Here is a 17,260-nt window from a genome sequence, read left to right on the forward strand (position 1 = left end):
AGGGTGATCTGCGTTCTGCGATCGTCGGAAGGCCGCTTTTCTCGGACACACCGGCTTTCAACTCGCCTCCGCTGACCGCCCATGCGGGGCGCCAGCCTTGTGGTGTCTCGTGACGATGTGCGATGACGTCGCCCCCTCTGGTGCTGAAGTCCGAGGCCAGCCCGTGCCCGTCCTCAATCTCAGGTCCGATTCCGCGGATCCGGACACGCTGCCGGAGCAGATGGCCGCGATCGGTCGCCGGGCCCGTCAGGCGGCCCGCCGCATGGCCCTCGCCTCGGCCCAGACCAAGGACATCGCCCTCCAGGGGATCGCCGAGCGCCTGCGGGCGGACCGGGACACCGTCCTGCGAGAAAATGACCGCGACGTCGCCGCCGCCAGGGAGGCGGGGCAGTCCGAGGCCCTGATCGACCGGCTGAGGCTCGACGACGCGCGCCTCGCCGGGATCGCCGCGGCCGTGGAGAAGGTCGGCGCTTTGGCCGATCCGGTCGGGCGCCAGCTTGCCGCCATCGAACGGCCGAACGGGCTGCTGATCGAGCGGGTGGCCGTGCCGCTGGGCGTGATCGGCGTGATCTTCGAAAGCCGCCCCAACGTCACTGCCGACGCGGGCGCCCTGTGCCTGAAGGCCGGCAACGCCGCGATCCTGCGGGCGGGATCGGACAGTTTCCGCACCTCGCAGGCCATCGCCCGGGCGATGGGCCAGGGGCTGGAGGCGGCGGGATTGCCCGCCGACGCCGTCCAGATTGTGCCCACCCGGGACCGGGCGGCGGTGGGAATGATGCTGGCCGGCCTCGATGGCTGCGTCGATGTCATCGTCCCCCGTGGCGGCCGCAGCCTCGTGGAGCGGGTGCAGGCCGAGGCGAAGGTCCCGGTCTTCGCCCATCTCGACGGGATCAACCACGTCTATGTCGACCGGGCCGCCGATCTCGACATGGCGCGGACGGTGCTGCTCAACAGCAAGATGCGCCGGGTGAGCGTCTGCGGCGCCGCCGAGACCCTGCTGATCGACCGGGCCTGCGCCGACACGCATCTGAAGCCCCTCGTCGCTGCTTTGATCGAGGCGGGTTGTGCCGTCCGCGGCGATGCGGCGACCCGCGCCGCCGACCCCCGGGTGACCGAGGCGACCGAGGCCGACTGGAGCACCGAATATCTCGATGCGGTGATTGCGGTGCGGGTCGTGGCAGGCCTCGATGAGGCCATCGCGCATATCGAGTCTTACGGCTCCCACCACACCGACGCGATCATCACCGAGGACGAGGAGGCGGCCCGCCGCTTCCTCGCCGAGGTCGACTCCGCCATCGTCGCCCACAACGCCTCGACCCAGTTCGCCGATGGCGGCGAGTTCGGCTTCGGGGCCGAGATCGGGATCGCCACGGGGCGGATGCATGCCCGCGGCCCTGTCGGGGTCGAGCAACTCACCACCTTCAAGTACCGGGTCCACGGTCGCGGCCAGACGCGGCCGTGATCCGCGCCTGTCGTGATCGACGAAGCCGGCGTGGTCCCGCGTGCGGCTGACTCTGCCGCCGAGTGCGCCCGGCATGCGGATCGGCCTCTACGGCGGTTCGTTCGACCCTGCCCATCTCGGGCATCTGCACGTCACCACCACGGCCCTGCGGCGCCTGCAGCTCGACCGGGTGTGGTGGCTCGTCAGTCCGGGCAATCCCCTCAAGGACCGCAGCCGGCTCCCGCCCCTTGAGGAGCGTTGCGCCCAGGCGGCCCGGGTCGCCGCCCATCCCCGAATCGCGGTGACGGGGTTCGAGGCGGTCCTCGGCGTGCGGTTCACCGTCCAGACCCTGCGGTACCTGACCCGGCGCCGGCCGGACGTGCACTTCGTCTGGATCATGGGGGCGGATTCGCTGGCGACCTTCCACCGCTGGCGCGGCTCGGCGGAGATCGCGCGACTGATGCCCATCGCGGTGATCGACCGGCCGGGTTCGACCCTCACGCCCCTCTTCGCGAAGGCGGCCCGACGGCTCTCGGCATACCGGATCCCGGAGGCCGCGGCGGCGACCCTTGCGGGCAGAAGACCGCCCGCCTGGGTGTTCCTGCACGGGCCGCGCTCCAAGCTGTCCTCCACGGCCATCCGGGCCCGCGGGCGGGGTCGGAAGCCGGGCTGACGCGGGCGCATCCGGTGAACGCGGCGCACAGACCTGTTGCAATCGCGCTGCGAAGCCGCCACTTTCTGACGATACGGCCGCCGGCCGCTCCCACGAGGAATCAGGACGCTGCCCGAGACCCTTCGCACAGAGACCGTGCGCACCGAAGCCCCTCCCCGTCCCACCGCCGCCGAGGATAACGGCCTCGCCCGCGTGGGAGCCCTGAGGGCCCTGGCGCTTGGATGTCTCGACGAGATGAAGGCCGAAGAGACGGTCGAGATCGACCTCGCCGGCAAGACATCCCTCGCCGACACGATGATCATCACGTCCGGGCGCTCCCAGCGCCATGTCGGCTCCATCGCCGACAAGATCCTTCACGAGATGAAGGACAAGGGGTTCGGCAACGCCCGGGTCGAAGGCCTGCCGGCCTGCGATTGGGTGCTGATCGACGCCGGAGACATCCTGGTCCACATCTTCAGGCCTGAAGTCCGCGGCTTCTACAATCTCGAGAAGATGTGGGGCGCCGATCGCCCCGTCGGCCTCGCCGCCGGCTGAGCGACCGCACACCCGGTGCGCCTCATCATCGCCGCGGTCGGCCGGCTGAAGGCCGGGCCGGAACGCGACTTGGCGTCACGATATCGCGAGCGTGCGGCCCAACTCGGCCGCGGCCTCGGCTTTCCGGCCTGCGATCTGGTGGAGATTCCCGAGTCCCGTGCCAGGCGCGGGGCGGACAGAGCGGCCGAGGAGGCGTCGGCACTGGTTCCGCTCCTGCCGCCGGGCAGCGCCATCCTGACGTATGACGAGCGCGGCCGGGCCGACCTCCCGAGCGAATCCCTCGCCGAGCGGATCGCCGGATGGCGCGACGCGGCGAAGCCGGCCCTGGCGGTCATCGTCGGTGGACCGGACGGCCTCAATGCCTCAATTCGGACGCGGGCGGACCTGATCCTCTCCTTCGGGGCCGCCACTCTGCCCCACGGACTCGTGCGCGTGCTCGCCCTCGAACAGATCTATCGCAGCCTCACCATCATGGCCGGCCACCCCTACCACCGCGGTGAGCCGGGGTGAGCGTGGTTCCCCGCACGGTGAAGGCGCGCGCCTCGCTCCTGTCCGCGTCCTCCGCAGACATCGTCGCGACGGGTCGCTTCCCCGAACATTCCCGTTGCCAAGCCGGTCATAGCTTCGCTGACGCCCGCAATGACGGGCAGGGCTTCAAGAGTCGGTCGAAGCTCTTGACGCTCCCTTCTTTTTCCCTGCTTCGCAGATTGTCCTCATCTGCAGCGCTGGCGTGGTTCGTCTTCGCGTCCTTCGTCCTCCTCGCACCGGTTCCCGCCCTGCCCCAGGACGCCGCCCCGGCCGACCAGGACAAGATCAAGCAGGCGACCGAAGAGCGGGACCGGCGGGCCGAGAACCTCAAGCGCGTCCAGGATGCGCTCACGGCGAGCGAAGGGCAGAAGGCCCAATTCGAGAAGGAGATCGCCGCGATCGGGAACGACCGCGCCAAGCTCGATGCCGCCCTTCTCGATGCCGGGCGGCAGGCGCAGGCGACCGAGGAGCGGATGACCCGCCTCGAAGAGCGCCTCAAGGCGATGACCGACAGCGAGGCGGCGATCCGCCGCTCCCTCCAGGCGCGCCGGGGGACCGTGGCCGAAATTTTGGCGGCCCTTCAGCGGATGGGCCGCCGGCCCCCGCCCGCGGTGCTGACGAGCCCGGAAGACGTGCTTACGGCGATCCGCACCTCGATGCTCCTGGGGGCGGTGGTCCCCGAATTGCGGGGTGAACTCGACACCCTGGCCGCCGACCTGACCGAAATGGTCCGGCTCCGGGACCTGATCGCGAAGGACAAGGAAGGGCTCGCCAACGACCTCTCGGGCTGGGCCCGGGAGCAGCAGCGTCTTCAAGCTTTGGTGACGGCCCGGCGGGCAAGGCAGGCGGAAATCGAGAGCGGGCTCGCCGCCGAGCGCAGGCGTGCGGCGGAGCTCGGAGTTCAGGCCAAGAGCCTGAAGGATCTGCTCGAACGGGTGGAAGGCGAAGTGAACGCGGCCAAGCGGTCCGCCGAGGAGGCCAAGACCGCCGCCGAGCGGGAGGCAAGGGTGACGCAGGAGCGCTTCGCCGCAGCCGGCTTCCGTGATCCCGCCCGGCTCGCCCCCAAGGTCCGCTTCGCCGACGCGCGGGGCGAAGTGCCGCGGCCGGTGGTGGGACGCCTCGTGCGCGCCTTCAATCAGCCCGATGGCAACGGCGGAGCGACGCGCGGCGTCTCCTTCGCAACGCGGCCGAAGGCCGTGGTGGCCTCACCGGCGGATGGCTGGGTGCAATTTGCCGGCCCGTTCCGCTCCTACGGGCGTCTCTTGATCATCAACGCTGGCGACGGCTACTATCTTTTGCTGGCAGGAATGGACCAGATCAGCGTGGAGGTTGGCCAGTTCGTTCTGGCCGGCGAACCGTTGGGTTCGATGGGTGAGGGGACGCCCGGGCCAGACGGCGATCCGACGCTGTACGTCGAGTTCAAGAAAGATGGCGGCTCCATTGACCCGGAGCCGTGGTGGGCCAAAAGCCCCGGTGACAAAGTTCCTGGCGAGAAGGTTCGCGGCTGATGCGCAAGACATCCCTGATTATGCTCGGCGCCTTCCTGGGCGCCGGGGTTTCCATGGTGGCGACCCAAACGGAGTTCCTGTCCGGACCCCGCGCCGTCGCCGCCTCCGCCGAAACCTACCGCCAGCTTAGCCTGTTCGGTGACGTGTTCGAGAAGGTGCGGACGGACTACGTCGAGAAGCCCGACGAATCGAAGATGATCGAGGCGGCCGTCAACGGCATGCTGACCTCCCTCGATCCGCATTCGAGCTACATGGACGCCAAGGCGTTCCGCGATATGCAGACCACGACCCGCGGCGAGTTCGGCGGGCTCGGGATCGAGGTCACGATGGAGGATGGCCTGATCAAGGTCGTTACGCCCATCGACGACACCCCCGCCTCGAAGGCCGGGCTGCTCGCCAACGACGTCATCACCCAGATCGACGACGATCAGGTCCAGGGGCTGACCCTGAACCAGGCAGTCGACAAGATGCGCGGCCCGGTGAACTCCCAGGTCAAGCTGAAGATCGTCCGCAAGGAGGCGAAGGACCCGATCGAGGTCACGCTCACCCGCGACACCATCAAGATCAAGCCGGTGCGCTCGAAGGTCGAGGGCAACGACGTCGGCTACATCCGCCTGACGCAGTTCAACGAGCAGTCGTTCGACGGCATGCGCAGCGCCATCGAGAAGCTGACCAGCGACATCGGCCAGGACAAGCTCAAGGGCTTTATCCTCGACCTGCGCAACAACCCCGGCGGCCTGCTCGACCAGGCGGTGATGATCTCTGACGCGTTCCTCGACCGCGGCGAGATCGTCTCCACCCGCGGCCGCAACCCGGACGAGACCCAGCGCTTTTCGGCCAAGTCCGGTGATCTGACCAAGGGCAAGCCCATCGTGGTTCTGGTCAACGGCGGTTCGGCCTCGGCCTCGGAGATCGTGGCTGGCGCCCTGCAGGATCACAAGCGCGCGACGATCCTCGGCACCCGGTCCTTCGGCAAGGGGTCCGTGCAGTCGATCATCCCGCTGGGCGGCTCGGGCGCCCTTCGCCTGACGACGGCGCGCTACTACACGCCGTCGGGCCGATCGATCCAGGCCAAGGGTATCGAGCCGGATGTCGAGGTGCTGCAGGATGTCCCGGACGAGTTGAAGGGCAAGGACGAGACCAAGGGCGAGGCCGGTCTGAAGGGCCACCTCAAGCAGAAGGATACCGACGAGCGCGGCGGTTCCTCCGCCTACGTCCCGCCGGATCCGGCCAAGGACAAGCAGCTGATCTCGGCGGTCGACTTCCTGCACGGCATCCAGAAGGGCGCCGCCAACGGAACTCCGGCTCCGCAGCAGCCCAAGCCCAGCCTGCCGAACTGATCGGTGAGACGTCCCCCTCCCAGCGGAGGGGGACGGTCGTGACGACGAAGCCCTCCCCAACTAGCTAACTACCTGTCGGCCTTCTCGCCGGCCGTGGTGAGCTCGACGTAGCGGCGGGTGGTGGGGGCGATGAGGTCATGGACGCGCTGCGCCATGGCCTTTTCTTCATCCAGGGATTGGGTGAACGCCGCCCGGTGGGCCGAGAGGCCGGCAATGTCGGCGATGTCCAGAAGCGACGTGTAGGCCGCGATCTCGAAATTCTCGAAGGCGTGATTCGCGTAGGTATTCTTCAGGATCTCGTCCTGGGCAGGGGTATGGCCCAGCGCCATCATGTTCCCGACGAAACCGAGGAACCCCTCCTTGATGACCGAGTGCGTCTCGTTGAGGCTGTGCAGAGCCTCGTCGAGTCGCTGACGCTGCCCGTGAGTCTCGTCGATATGCCGACGCAAGGCGTCGGACATCTCCGGATAGCGCTCCAGCCGCTCGACTTGCCGCTCCATGATCTGCAGGGCCTGCATCTCGACGGCGTGGGTGTTCCGTAAGGCCGTGATGTAGATATCGCGTGCGCTGGTGCTCATTGTCTCGCTCCGCTGACCGGCCGTGATCGTCTATCTCGGCAACTCACCGACGATGCTTCAATTCATCGAAAGTTCCCGGCCTAGCTTTCGCGACATTTTGTTTGGCAAAAGCAGCTGAAGAGCGAGAAACAACATAGGTTGTTTCAAAAATTGCGTCGCTTTAATTGCCGTTATAACGGTTCGGCTTGCGCGGACGGCGTTGTGGGAAGCTCGGAAATCGGGCCCGGGTGGTCTCGCTGACCCCTCCGCAGAACCCGAGCCGACTTAGTTTAGTGGAAAGTTAACCATACTTGCCGGCAGATATGGACGAGGCCCGCCCGCTGCCGTCGGTTGCGGACAGGGGCCTGCGACGAGTTTCGTGTGACCGAGCCCGCCGACGATATGCTGACGCGACCCCTCGGGGTCGATGAGACCGGCCCCGCGCCGCAGACCGGCCGTGCCGCCGGGCTGCTGGCGCGCGTGCGCAAGCCCGGGGTCATGGCCGCGGTTGCCGCGTCGGCGATCGTCGCGATCCTCGGTCTGCTGGTGGCCCTCGGCGATCCCCAGGGCGGGGAACCGCAGGCGCGGACACAGATTGCGACGCGCGAGCCCGCCACGGCTCCCCGATCGCCTCCGCCGGTCGCCGCCGCTCCCGTCACCGTTGCCGTCGCCGAGGGAGCTCCTCCGCAGCAGCGCAGCGCAGAGGAGGTCGAGACGGCCTCCGGGGTGACGGTGGTGCGTCCGCCGGGCTCCGCGCCGAGCGAGGCCGTGGTCATCCGCGTTCCCCCCGCCAACGCCCCCCGCCTCGCCGCCGCGCCCGATCCACGCCTGTCCGAGCAAGGCCGCCACGGCATCATGCCCCGGATCGGTGAAGGCCGCGTGCGGTCCCTCGATGTCTATGCCCGCCCCGAGGATCCGGGGACGGGGCCGCGCATCGCGATCCTCGTGACCGGGCTCGGAATCGGCCAGTCGGCCACCGCGGCCGCCACGGCGCGGCTGCCCCCGGCGGTGAGCCTCGCCTTCGCCCCCTACGGCAACGAGGTCGAGCGCGCCGCCGCCCGGGCGCGGGATGCGGGCCACGAAGTGTTCCTCCAGTTGCCGATGGAGCCCTTCGACTATCCCGACAGCGACCCCGGGCCCCAAGCCCTGCTGACGGCGCTGAAGGGCCCGGAAAACACCGAGCGGCTCGCCTGGGTGCTCGCGCGGTTCCCCGGCTATGTCGGTCTCGTGAACTTCATGGGCGGCAAGATGCTGGCGGATTCCGCCTTCGAGCCTGTCCTGAGGGAGATCGGCGCCAGGGGCCTCGGCTTCGTGGACGACGGGACGGTGCCCAAGGGCGCACCGCCCGTGAACAAGTCTCGGACCCCCTATGCCAGGGCCGAGATCGTGCTCGACGCCGTCCCGCGGCCGGAGGCCATCGACGCCGAACTCGCCCGCGCCGAGGCGATGGCCCGCAGCAATGGTTTCGTCCTCGTGTCGGCGGGGGGCTCTCTCATGAGCGTCGATCGCATCGTTCGCTGGGCCCGCGACATCGACGCCCGCGGTCTGCGCCTCGTACCGGCGAGCGTGGCGCTGCGGGGCGCGCCGAAACGGGTCTCCAAGGCGGATTGAGGTCCGCGGTATCGGGAATACGCGGGCGCGGCCGTTGCCGCCCCTTGCCGAGGCGGCCTATGGTCCCGGCGATGGCACAATCCAGCGAATCGAACGGCCTCCCCTACCGGCCCTGCGTCGGAATCACTCTTATTGCCCCCTCGGGCGGGGTCTTCGTGGGACGGCGCCGCCGGGATGCCGGCCCAGAGCATGTCGATGGTCCGTACCAGTGGCAGATGCCGCAGGGGGGCATCGATCCGGGAGAGGATCCCGAGGCGGCGGCGCGGCGGGAGCTCTACGAGGAGACCAACGTGCCCCCCGAGGCCCTACGCCCATTGGGCGAGGTGCCGGACTGGCTGGCCTACGATCTCCCCGACGCGGTGGTGAAGCAGGCCTGGAAGGGCCGCTACCGGGGTCAATCCCAAAAGTGGTTCGCCTACGGCTTCATCGGTTCGGAGAGCCTGATCGACGTAATCAGGCCCGGCGGCGGCGCCCATAAGCCGGAATTCGAGGCGTGGCGGTGGGCACGGTTCGACGAACTGCCGGGCCTGATCGTCCCCTTCAAGCGCCCTGTCTACGAGCAGGTCGTGTCCGCCTTCGCCGGTCTCTCGGCCTGGGCGGAGCAGGCATGATCCGGCCCGGTTCGTTCTGAGCCATGAAGCGCTGGCTCGCGATCCCCCTCGCCATCGCGACGACGTGGATCCTGTTCACGTTGAGCCCCCTCTGGGCCCTCTACAACTTCGCCGACGCGGTACGGCGGCACGATGCGGCCTATGTCGAGACGCACGTCAATTTCCGAACGCTCAGGCTGTCCCTGGTTCGGCAGATCGTGGGCGCGGTGCGCGTGGCGACGGATGCCGACCCCGACCTCGACCCACGTGACCGGCAGCGCCTCAACGAGGCCGCCTACGGCCTCGCCCTCGCCCTTGCCGAGAGCCTCGTTACCCCCGACACGGTGATCGACCTGTTGGACGATGGCTGGCCCGACAAGCTCGACCTGCGCAAGCCGGAGGGGCTCCGGTCCACAGGGCTCTCCATCCGCGGTCTGGACCGGCTGGCGACCTACTATGCCGCCGCCGAGATGCGCGGCTTCCGTGCGGTCGTGATCCCCATTCCCCCGGACGGGCCCCGGGCGCAGCGGACCCGGCTGCGCCTGCGCCTGCGCGGGCTGACATGGCGGCTCGTCGATATCGAGATGGCCGAGGCCCTGCGCGCCGAGATCGCGGCCAAGCTCTCCCGTGCCCTGGCCAAGGCGAGGATTGGCGCCGGGGACAGGTAACAGGACGGTTGGCCGAACGGCCGCCTACTGCGCCTTCGGTGCCTTGTCGGCAGGCGCCTTGGATTCCGGGGCCTTCTCGACGGGTGCCTTTTCGGCGGGGGCTTTGGGCTTGCGCGCCTCGACGAGCGTCTCGGCCTTGTCCTCGTCGGTATCGCCGCCCTGTTCGATGGTCTTGACCGGATCGGAGAGCAGGGACCGGGCGATCCCCAGCAGGACTTCGCACTCGCCCGGATACTTGTAGGTCTCGAGCACGATCGCCGCATCGCGCAGGGTGCGCAGGTCGCGCACCGTCTGAGCGTTGGCGTCCTTTTGCAGTTCGGGCTTGGCGGCGATCTGCTCCTCGATCTTCGCGCCTTGGACATCGCAGGCAGCGAGGGCGCCCGCTTGCGGCGTCAGCATACCGAGCAGGGTCAGGCACATCAGGGCGGGCAGGGAGCGCCGCATGGCGGAAGGGTCCTTTCAGGCGTGGTGGGAGTCGGCCGTGCGCAGGATCTCGTTGGTCAGTGCCACGAGCTGGCTCGGCCGATAGGGCTTCGGGACGAAGACGGATTCCGGCACGGCCTCGCCGCTGGAGAGGCAGGCGCGGCCGCCGGACGTGTAGACCACCGCCAGGCGCGGGCAATGCTCCCGGGCATGGCGGGCGAGGACGATGCCGTTCGTGTTGCGGGCGAGGTCGATATCGGTGAAGAGCAGATCGACGCTCTCCCGCGAGAGGATGGCCTCGGCCTCCCAGGCATCCGCTGCGGTGAGAACCCGGTATCCCTCGTCCAACAGCGCTTCGGCGGCGAGTTCGCAGACGGTGGGTTCGTCCTCCACGACCAGAACCGTGGTGGCGGCAGGGGCGAGGTGCGGGACGGCCGGAACGGCGAACGCGAACGGGATCATGGCGCAACTCCAACTCACCCGGCTCAGGCAACAGGCCCGATGCCGGATCGCAGGGGAAACGGGATCCCACGACCCAGCGTTCGCCGGATTTGAATCGAATTGCCGAGGTCTGGTGAGCGGTGTGTTAACCGCCCCGGCTTTCTGGTGAACGGAGGCGTTGAATTGGTTAATGATTGGTTGATGCGGCCGGCTCAGGGAGCGGATCCGTGAACCGGGGGTGGCAGCTCGGCACCGGGTTGGTGCTGACGGCCCTGGCCGGCTACATCGATGCCCTCGGCTTTCTCAGGCTCGGGGGCCTCTACACATCGTTCATGAGCGGCAACACCACCCAGTTCGCCGCCTATGCAGGCGACGCCGACCCTGACCGGGCCTTCCTGCCGATGCTCCTCGTGGGGTCCTTCCTCGCGGGGGCCATCCTGGGCAGCGTCGTGGCGATCCTTGTGCCCGCGCGATGGGCGACTCCCGCGGTGCTGGCCTTCGAGACCCTGCTCGTCCTGGCCGCCCTCGCCATTGGCCTCGTCCACTCCGAGCCCGGCCTCGCAAGCCTCGCCCTCGCCGCGGCGATGGGAGCTCAGAACGCCGTCCTCGCCGGGGTGAAGGGCTTCCGGGCCGGAACGACCTTCGTCACCGGCGCCCTGTTCAGCTTCGGCCAGAAGATCGCCGAGGCGGTGACGCGCAGGGGATCGCCCCTGGGGTGGCTCGGCGATGGTGTCGTGTGGATGTCGCTCCTCGTCGGCGCGCTCTGTGGTGCCCTGGCCTATCGCGCCCTCAACCTCTACGCCCTGATCCCCCCGGCTCTCATCGCCGCATCCCTGGCCGGGGTCACCACCCTGCTGGTCGCCCGCGCCCGGCCGGCTGCTAAGGTCTCGCCATGAGTTCTCCTCTCTCCACCGCCTCGCTCACGAGCCACGTGGTCGCCATCGCGCCGGGGGACCTCGCCGTCGCTGCCCACTGGATGGGCGAGTTGCCCTGTCTCGCCCTGGCGGACGGGCACGTGGCCCTGATCCGCGATGGGGATGTCCACCGCGTGGCGGCCCATCCCGAGGGCGGGGTGCTGGTGGCCGCCGGCGGCCCTGCCCGGCTGGTGACGGGAGGTGACGACGGCCGGGTGGTCGAGACCCGGGCCGACGGCAGCTGCCGGGAGCTCGCTGTCGCCGCCAACAGCGCCTGGATCGACGCCATCGCCCTCCACGGCGACGGGGCGGTGGCCTTCTCGGCCGGCCGCAACGTGGTGGCCCGCGATGCCAAGGGGCGTGAGAAGACCTTCCAGGCCCCCTCGACCGCCCGGGGGCTTGCCTTCGCCCCCAAGGGGTATCGCCTTGCCGTATCGCACTACAACGGCGCGAGCCTCTGGTATCCGAACCTCGAGACCGCGCCCGACGACCTCGCCTGGAAGGGCTCGCACATTGATGTGACGTGGTCGCCAGACGGGCGCTTCGTCGTGACGACGATGCAGGAGAACGCCCTCCACGGATGGCGCCTCCAGCCCGACCGCGGCCACATGCGGATGTCGGGCTATCCGACCAAGGTCCGCTCCCTGTCGTGGTCGTCGGACGGGAATTGGCTGGCCACGAGCGGCGCCGAGGCGGCGATCATCTGGCCCTTCGATTCCAAGGAAGGCCCGACGGGTAAGGCGCCGCGGGAATGCGGCGTCCGGCCGGCCCGGGTCTCCCGCGTGGCGTTCCACCCCAAGGCGCAGGTGCTGGCCATCGGCTACGAGGATGGCTGCATCCTGCTGGTTCGCTTCACGGATGCGGCGGAGCTTCTGGTCCGCCCGGCCGTGGCCGGCAGCGGCATCACCGCCCTCGCCTGGGACGGGCGCGGCTCCCGGCTGCTGTTCGGCTGCGGCGACGGTCAGGCCGGACTGTTGACCCTTCCGGCGTGAACATCATTCCCGTCCGCTGCCCGCGTCCACCGGCTACCAATCCGCATCGCGTCTGTTCCGGGAACCCGGTGACAGAACCGTCCGCCGCGCTTATTTCAGCCGGAGGACGGAACGATTGATGACGGACGTGACACTCAAGACTGCGAAGTTCGGGATCGGCGACATCGTGCGCCATAAGATCTATCCGTTCCGCGGAATCGTCTTCGACGTCGACCCGGTGTTCGACAACACCGAGGAATGGTGGCTGGCGATCCCGGAAGAGGTCAGGCCGCGCAAGGACCAGCCGTTCTATCACCTCCTCGCCGAGAACTCGGAGACGGAGTACGTGGCCTACGTGTCCGAGCAGAACCTCCTGCCCGACAACTCGGGCGAGGCTCTCCGCCACGCAGGGATCAAGGAGATCTTCGAGCGCGACGCCGCGGGGACCTATCGCATGCGCGACCGGGCGACGAACTGACGCTTCGCCCGCGGGCCATCGATCCGACAAACGAGAAGAGCCGGGCATCGCTGCCCGGCTCTTCTCGTTCCGGGGCGCCGTGACGGCACCCCCGTTCTGCGTGACTTTACTTGGCGGCCGGAGCCGGGGCGGCGGGAGCCGAGCCCTGCTGGGCCTCGAGCTTCTTGCGCATCTCTTCGCTGCGCTTCTCCAGCTCGGACTGGAGCTTCTTCTGCTGCTCCTCAAGGACCTTCGGGTCCATGGCCGGGCCGTCGAAGGCCTTGCCGAAGCCGGCCAACGGCACGGCGAAGGTCACTTCGCGCTGGGTCTGGTTCTGGACCGAGACGTTGAGCGTCGTGCCCTTCTTGAGTGCGGCGATCACGCCCGCGTCGACGCCGCCGACCTCGGCGAAGCAGCCGTTGGGGAAGCAGACGGCGAAGCGGCCGGCGGTGGCCGCCTGGCCATCCACGCTGAAGCGGATACCGGGCTGCAGCAGCAGGCCGAGGGGCAGCAGGAACCGGACGACGCGGACTTCCTGCTTCTGCTGCGGGTTCTTCATGTCGTAGACCGCGGCGGCGAGCACCGGCTGGCCCTGATCGGACACGAAGTCACGGGTCGTGTAGCAGATGTCGGTGCCCGAACCCTGGTCCTTGCCGCACACCTTGGTCCAGTCGGCCTGGCTCGGCTCGGACTTGAGGGCGACGATCTGCGGGCCGTTCTGGGCGGCCGGGGTCTGGGCGGCGGGGGTCTGGGTCGGAGCGGGGGCGGCGGGGGCCGGAGCCGCGGCGGCTGGCTTCTTCGGCTGAGCCGAGGCCGGAACCGTCGCCAGCGCGAGGCCCGCGAGGCCGAAGAAGGCGGCGCGCGCGAGCGGCGCGGAGCGGGTGAAGGACATCGGCTCTTATTCCTTAGGGCGTTCGTTACCTGGACGTGGAACCTGAGCGGCGACCTGCCGAAGGATCCGGGGAGCGCGCCGCGATGACGATCGCCGCTCGAGACCCGGTCGGATCGGTCAGGCCGTCGACCGCTGCGGATCGGAAGGATCCGTACGGACGACCGGTCGGCTGCTTCCGTTCCGATTGAGGCGAAGGCATGACGCCTGCGCCCTACGGGTCAGCCCCGGCCGCGGGCCTCCCTAGGCCGCCGGCCGCTTTGTCGCAAGGGCCGACGGCGTCTGGGCATCAACCGCGGATTAACCAAGATCGGGAGAGGGTGCCGCCGGAACGCTGTCCGTCAGGAGTTCGAGTGAACGCGCAAGCGGCGCATCTTCCGGCACCGCCGGCCGTGGAGCCCCTGCAAGACGGGCTCGCCTCAGCCCTCTTCGCGGCTGCGCGCCTTCATCCTCAGCGGGTGGTCTTCCGCGATGCCGGCGACCGGCGGGCCTGGTGCGGCCGGCCGCCGATCACCTGGACCTACGAGACCGCGGCCGAGATCGTCGGGCGTCTCGCCCGGGGCATCCTCGCATGGCGGCTGCCGCTGGGAAGCCGAATCGGCCTGTCCTTCGCCGGAGGGGCGGAAGCCTCCCTCGCGCACCTCGCCGTCGAGGCGGCGGGCCACCTGCCCTGCCCGCTCTCGCCCCTCTGGGACACCGAATCCCTGTCCGTTGCCATCGAGGCCGCCGGCCTCGTGGGCATCCTCACGGAGGGCCGGCGGGGATCGCGTCGCCCGGCGGACGAACTGGCGCATACGGCCCTTCGCCATTTCAGCCTGCGTTTCATCGCCGCCTTCGGTCCGGGCCTGCCGGACGGGGTCATCAGCCTCGACGCCATGGCCCTCGAGCGGGGGATCGCCGAGCCCCGGCCGGGGGACGGCTTCATCACCTTCGCCGGTGGCGATCCCCGCGATCCGGTGCGCCGTGACGCGCCGTCCTTCGCGGCCCTCGTCGCGGGTCATCGCGAACGGCTGCGGACGCCGGAACGGGTCCTCACGCTGCTCCCGGCCCACGATCTGCGCGGCCTCGTCACGGGGCTCGGGACGGCGCTGGCCTCTTCGGCGACGCTGGAAACCCTGATCCCCTTCGACGTCCTCGCCTTTCAGACCTGCCTGCTGCGCCCGATTCCCACCCGCCTCGTGGTGCCCGGTGCTTTCGAATCGGCCCTGTCCGGGGTGACGTTGCCCTGGACCGTGCGCGCCATCGACGTCGTGCACCGCGCGCCCGTGCAATTGCCCGAGCCCGGCGCCCGGGACGTGGCGGGCCCTCCCTGTCACGATGTGCTGGTGCTGGACGAGGACGCCGTACTGACCCGCCCCCGCGGCCGGTGGGAGATTCCGGTGGACGACTCAGGGGAGGCGCTGGGCGAATTCGGTGCGGAGTCCCGCCCCCTTGTGGTTCGGCGTACCGCGGACAACCGGCTCCTCAGTCGGACATCGGCCTACCGCACTGCGCCTTCGCAACGCGGTACCGCGGAGGGGATCTGGCAGGAAACCGATTATTGCGCAGGGGGTTCGCCTGCCTCCCTGTTGGTTCGGCCCGCACCCTGAAATGCCGGCCCTGGAACGGTTCAGCCACCGCTCAGGTTACCCGTCGCACCTTCGTTGCGAAGTGCGCACGGGGGATCCAACTCCCGTCTCGTGGGTTTGAATCACGTTTCCGGGCGTGGCTATCTTTCCATGCCGGGGCCGATGGGATATCGCTCAAGCTAATGGTTGCGCTGCAGCAAGTCCTCGTAGTGGACGACGGCGTCAGGGCCGTCGATCACTCCCTTTCAGGCGAACTCGCCGGGCTGGGTTATGCCAGCGTCACCGCCTCCCTCGAGGCGGCGGACGATGTGCTGGCCGTCATCGCTCCTCCCGCCGCTGTACTGGTTCAAGCGCCCACCCGGCGCGACCCTGCCTATGCGCGTCGGGCGGCCCGCCTCCGGGCCCGGATGCGGGAGAAGGGCATCCCCGTGATCCTGATCGGCGAGATCGGCGACGGCCGGGCCGGCGCGCCGGTGGATCTGGCGACCCGTCTCGGGGCCTGCGTCGCGGCAAGACCGTCGTTCTGAAGCTTGGTGCCGTGGGGACGAGGTGGGCTGTGCGGGAATCGGCCAGCCATTGGGCCGTCTCCGTTAAACCCTCGCTCGTTCATTCTGCCTAGCGTCTCCGCCGAAGCGGACGCACCTTCGGCTTCAAAAAACGCAGCACACACAATGATCTAGAGCGGTCTCGGGAACTGTTCGCTCACTAAGCCTCTCCGTCATTGCGAGCGAAGCGACGCAATCCAGGGCAGCGGAACCTCTCAGGATGTTGCGGATCCCTGGATTGCTTCGCTCCGCTCGCATTGACGGGGAGAGGACGCGATCCGAATTTTCCATAAACCGCTCTCGCGGCACGAACCGATCGGCCGCGGGCCTATGCCCTCTTCACCCGCATCAGTTCCGGCGCCCCGAACCGCGGCAACACGCCTTCCCGCATCACGATTCGCCGCAGGGGCCCAAGATGGGTCATCGCGAGGAGGCCGAGCCCCCGGGCCAGATCGAGGGGCAGCAGATCCGTCAGCAGCGACCGGTTGAGGACGTCCACCGCCGCCGTACGGGCGGCCGCGTCGATCCGGCGACCGGCGGCGTAGGCCGCGAGCACCGCCCTCCCCCCCGGATCGCGCCCGTCCCGGTGCGCCCGCACCACCGCATCCCGGATACAGGCTGCGTCACGCAACCCAAGGTTCAGGCCCTGGGCACCGATGGGCGGGAAGACGTGGGCGGCTTCCCCGACGAGGGCGAGCCGCGCGGCGACGGGGGTCGAGGCAAGAAGGCCGCGCAGGGGCACGAGTCCGCGGGGCCCGTCGATGCGCATCCGCCCGAGCATGCCCCGGGCCTGCCGCTCCACCGCCTCGGCCAAGGCGGCGTCGTCGAGGGCGGCGAGGCGTTCGGCCGGAGCCTTGCCGGCGACCCAGACGAGGCTGGATCGGAAACCACCGGACATCGGAACCAGGGTGAATGGGCCGGACCGGGTATGGAACTCTGTCGAGACGTCGTCGTGGGACTTGTCGTGGGCGAGGATCGTGGTGATCGCCGCCTGCGGGTAGTTCCATTCCCGAACGGGAACCCCACTGGCTGCCCTCAAGGGCGAGCGGCCCCCGTCGGCACCGACCACGAGCCGCGCCTCCACGACGCCGCCATCGGCGAGGGTGATTCGAGAGTTAGCCTCCCCGGGCTCGGCGCCGGTGGCGTCGCTTTCGATCAGGGTCAGGTTCGGCTGGCTTCGGGCGCAGCGGCGGAGGGCGGCGACGAGATGGGCGCTCTCGACATTCCAGCCGAACGCATCGAGGCCGATCTCCGCGGAGTGGAAGCGGGCCGGCGGCGGCCGGAACAGGCTGCCCGTGTCGTCGATGATCTGCAGGGTGCAAAGCGGGCTCGCCCGTTCACCGACCTCATCCCAGGCGCCCAGGGCCTGAAGGAAGCGCACGGACCCGTCGAGCAGGGCGACGGTGCGCCCATCCGCCACGGGCGCGTGACGGCCGACCAGGGCCGTCGGGATGCCCGCCTGGGCGCTCCCGAGGGCTGAGGCGAGGCCGGCGGCGCCCGCTCCCACCACCGCCACCTCGAACGGCGTCGTCGATCCCGTAGTGCTGCCCTGCACGGCCCGTGGTCCTCGTCCGCTCCGTCGCGAGATGACTATCTGTCCCC

General features: G+C 69.3%; 19 protein-coding genes. 14 read left to right on the forward strand and 5 right to left on the reverse strand.

The genetic code is table 11. The features are described from left to right. Positions 1-163 precede the first annotated feature (163 nt). The 6 genes from MFF22_RS05370 (at position 164) to MFF22_RS05395 (ending at position 6,024) form a co-directional block, all read left to right on the forward strand. Complete coding sequence (locus MFF22_RS05370; RefSeq protein WP_238247940.1) at positions 164-1,462, forward strand: glutamate-5-semialdehyde dehydrogenase; 1,299 nt, start codon at positions 164-166, stop codon at positions 1,460-1,462. 40 nt (positions 1,463-1,502) lie between these two features. Further along, positions 1,503-2,114 (forward strand): nicotinate-nucleotide adenylyltransferase, encoded by a 612-nt coding sequence (locus MFF22_RS05375; protein ID WP_283206154.1) that lies wholly within the window; start codon positions 1,503-1,505, stop codon positions 2,112-2,114. Between the two features lie 135 nt (positions 2,115-2,249). Further along, a complete protein-coding gene (gene rsfS / locus MFF22_RS05380) occupies positions 2,250-2,648 on the forward strand; it encodes a ribosome silencing factor (RefSeq protein ID WP_370877557.1) in 399 nt (132 codons plus the stop codon). Between the two features lie 15 nt (positions 2,649-2,663). Then, the gene (gene rlmH, locus MFF22_RS05385) at positions 2,664-3,158 is read left to right on the forward strand and encodes a 23S rRNA (pseudouridine(1915)-N(3))-methyltransferase RlmH (protein WP_238247941.1); all 495 of its coding nucleotides are present in this window, start codon (positions 2,664-2,666) and stop codon (positions 3,156-3,158) included. 197 nt (positions 3,159-3,355) lie between these two features. Next, positions 3,356-4,684: a murein hydrolase activator EnvC family protein gene (locus tag MFF22_RS05390; RefSeq protein ID WP_370877556.1), complete on the forward strand. Its 1,329-nt coding sequence runs from the start codon at positions 3,356-3,358 to the stop codon at positions 4,682-4,684. Further along, a complete protein-coding gene (locus MFF22_RS05395) occupies positions 4,684-6,024 on the forward strand; it encodes a S41 family peptidase (RefSeq protein WP_238247942.1) in 1,341 nt (446 codons plus the stop codon). Before MFF22_RS05390 ends, MFF22_RS05395 begins: the two co-directional genes overlap by 1 nt. 68 nt (positions 6,025-6,092) lie before the next feature. Here the strand turns inward: MFF22_RS05395 and MFF22_RS05400 are convergent, their stop codons facing one another. Beyond that, complete coding sequence (locus tag MFF22_RS05400; RefSeq protein ID WP_238247943.1) at positions 6,093-6,602, reverse strand: ferritin-like domain-containing protein; 510 nt, start codon at positions 6,600-6,602, stop codon at positions 6,093-6,095. A gap of 360 nt (positions 6,603-6,962) precedes the next feature. Here MFF22_RS05400 and MFF22_RS05405 point away from each other — a divergent pair, with 360 nt between their 5' ends. The 3 genes from MFF22_RS05405 to MFF22_RS05415 are packed head-to-tail and all read left to right on the forward strand — an operon-like array spanning position 6,963 to position 9,450. Then, the gene (locus MFF22_RS05405) at positions 6,963-8,192 is read left to right on the forward strand and encodes a divergent polysaccharide deacetylase family protein (protein WP_238247944.1); all 1,230 of its coding nucleotides are present in this window, start codon (positions 6,963-6,965) and stop codon (positions 8,190-8,192) included. Between the two features lie 59 nt (positions 8,193-8,251). Next, positions 8,252-8,803 carry an RNA pyrophosphohydrolase gene (locus MFF22_RS05410; protein WP_370877555.1) on the forward strand — a complete coding sequence of 184 codons (552 nt, stop codon included), beginning with the start codon at positions 8,252-8,254 and terminating at the stop codon, positions 8,801-8,803. A gap of 23 nt (positions 8,804-8,826) precedes the next feature. Next, positions 8,827-9,450, forward strand: coding sequence for a DUF2939 domain-containing protein (locus MFF22_RS05415; RefSeq protein ID WP_238247947.1), 624 nt, complete (start codon positions 8,827-8,829; stop codon positions 9,448-9,450). A 24-nt stretch (positions 9,451-9,474) separates the two neighbouring features. On the opposite strand, the gene MFF22_RS05420 is transcribed toward MFF22_RS05415, so the two are convergent. Further along, positions 9,475-9,894: a photosystem reaction center subunit H gene (locus tag MFF22_RS05420; RefSeq protein ID WP_370877554.1), complete on the reverse strand. Its 420-nt coding sequence runs from the start codon at positions 9,892-9,894 to the stop codon at positions 9,475-9,477. 15 nt (positions 9,895-9,909) lie between these two features. Next, a complete protein-coding gene (locus MFF22_RS05425) occupies positions 9,910-10,335 on the reverse strand; it encodes a response regulator (protein WP_238247948.1) in 426 nt (141 codons plus the stop codon). Positions 10,336-10,541: 206 nt separating this feature from the next. On the opposite strand from MFF22_RS05425, the gene MFF22_RS05430 reads away from it, so the two are divergent. From MFF22_RS05430 to hspQ, 3 genes are all read left to right on the forward strand, one after another. Continuing rightward, positions 10,542-11,210, forward strand: a complete 669-nt coding sequence (locus MFF22_RS05430; protein ID WP_238247950.1) for a YoaK family protein — start codon at positions 10,542-10,544, stop codon at positions 11,208-11,210. Beyond that, entirely contained in the window at positions 11,207-12,220 is a 1,014-nt protein-coding gene (locus MFF22_RS05435; RefSeq protein ID WP_238247952.1) for a WD40 repeat domain-containing protein, read from the forward strand. The genes MFF22_RS05430 and MFF22_RS05435 overlap by 4 nt, the downstream gene beginning before the upstream one ends. Positions 12,221-12,338: 118 nt before the next feature. Next, positions 12,339-12,677, forward strand: a complete 339-nt coding sequence (gene hspQ / locus MFF22_RS05440; protein ID WP_238247953.1) for a heat shock protein HspQ — start codon at positions 12,339-12,341, stop codon at positions 12,675-12,677. A 106-nt stretch (positions 12,678-12,783) separates the two neighbouring features. Here hspQ and MFF22_RS05445 read toward each other — a convergent pair whose 3' ends face one another. After that, positions 12,784-13,548, reverse strand: coding sequence for an invasion associated locus B family protein (locus MFF22_RS05445; protein WP_238247954.1), 765 nt, complete (start codon positions 13,546-13,548; stop codon positions 12,784-12,786). Positions 13,549-13,898: 350 nt separating this feature from the next. Between MFF22_RS05445 and MFF22_RS05450 the strand changes: the two genes are divergently transcribed. Both MFF22_RS05450 and MFF22_RS05455 read left to right on the forward strand, forming a co-directional pair. Continuing rightward, complete coding sequence (locus MFF22_RS05450; protein ID WP_238247956.1) at positions 13,899-15,134, forward strand: AMP-binding protein; 1,236 nt, start codon at positions 13,899-13,901, stop codon at positions 15,132-15,134. A 161-nt stretch (positions 15,135-15,295) separates the two neighbouring features. Further along, positions 15,296-15,640 (forward strand): hypothetical protein, encoded by a 345-nt coding sequence (locus MFF22_RS05455; RefSeq protein ID WP_238247958.1) that lies wholly within the window; start codon positions 15,296-15,298, stop codon positions 15,638-15,640. Positions 15,641-15,986: 346 nt separating this feature from the next. Here the strand turns inward: MFF22_RS05455 and MFF22_RS05460 are convergent, their stop codons facing one another. Then, a complete protein-coding gene (locus MFF22_RS05460; RefSeq protein ID WP_238247959.1) occupies positions 15,987-17,213 on the reverse strand; it encodes an FAD-dependent monooxygenase in 1,227 nt (408 codons plus the stop codon). Positions 17,214-17,260: the final 47 nt, after the last annotated feature.

The organism is Methylobacterium persicinum, assembly GCF_022179525.1.
GTDB classification, from domain to species: Bacteria; Pseudomonadota; Alphaproteobacteria; order Rhizobiales; family Beijerinckiaceae; genus Methylobacterium; species Methylobacterium persicinum.

What these genes read in the sequence shown, in the direction of transcription:
- MFF22_RS05415 (WP_238247947.1), top strand. Translation starts at nt 8,827, where the DNA reads ATGAAGCGCTGGCTCGCGATCCCCCTCGCCATCGCGACGACGTGGATC.
- hspQ (WP_238247953.1), top strand. Translation starts at nt 12,339, where the DNA reads ATGACGGACGTGACACTCAAGACTGCGAAGTTCGGGATCGGCGACATC.
- MFF22_RS05455 (WP_238247958.1), top strand. Translation starts at nt 15,296, where the DNA reads ATGGTTGCGCTGCAGCAAGTCCTCGTAGTGGACGACGGCGTCAGGGCC.
- MFF22_RS05435 (WP_238247952.1), top strand. Translation starts at nt 11,207, where the DNA reads ATGAGTTCTCCTCTCTCCACCGCCTCGCTCACGAGCCACGTGGTCGCC.
- MFF22_RS05445 (WP_238247954.1), bottom strand. Translation starts at nt 13,548, where the DNA reads ATGTCCTTCACCCGCTCCGCGCCGCTCGCGCGCGCCGCCTTCTTCGGC.
- MFF22_RS05410 (WP_370877555.1), top strand. Translation starts at nt 8,252, where the DNA reads ATGGTCCCGGCGATGGCACAATCCAGCGAATCGAACGGCCTCCCCTAC.
- MFF22_RS05420 (WP_370877554.1), bottom strand. Translation starts at nt 9,894, where the DNA reads ATGCGGCGCTCCCTGCCCGCCCTGATGTGCCTGACCCTGCTCGGTATG.
- MFF22_RS05395 (WP_238247942.1), top strand. Translation starts at nt 4,684, where the DNA reads ATGCGCAAGACATCCCTGATTATGCTCGGCGCCTTCCTGGGCGCCGGG.
- MFF22_RS05425 (WP_238247948.1), bottom strand. Translation starts at nt 10,335, where the DNA reads ATGATCCCGTTCGCGTTCGCCGTTCCGGCCGTCCCGCACCTCGCCCCT.
- MFF22_RS05400 (WP_238247943.1), bottom strand. Translation starts at nt 6,602, where the DNA reads ATGAGCACCAGCGCACGCGATATCTACATCACGGCCTTACGGAACACC.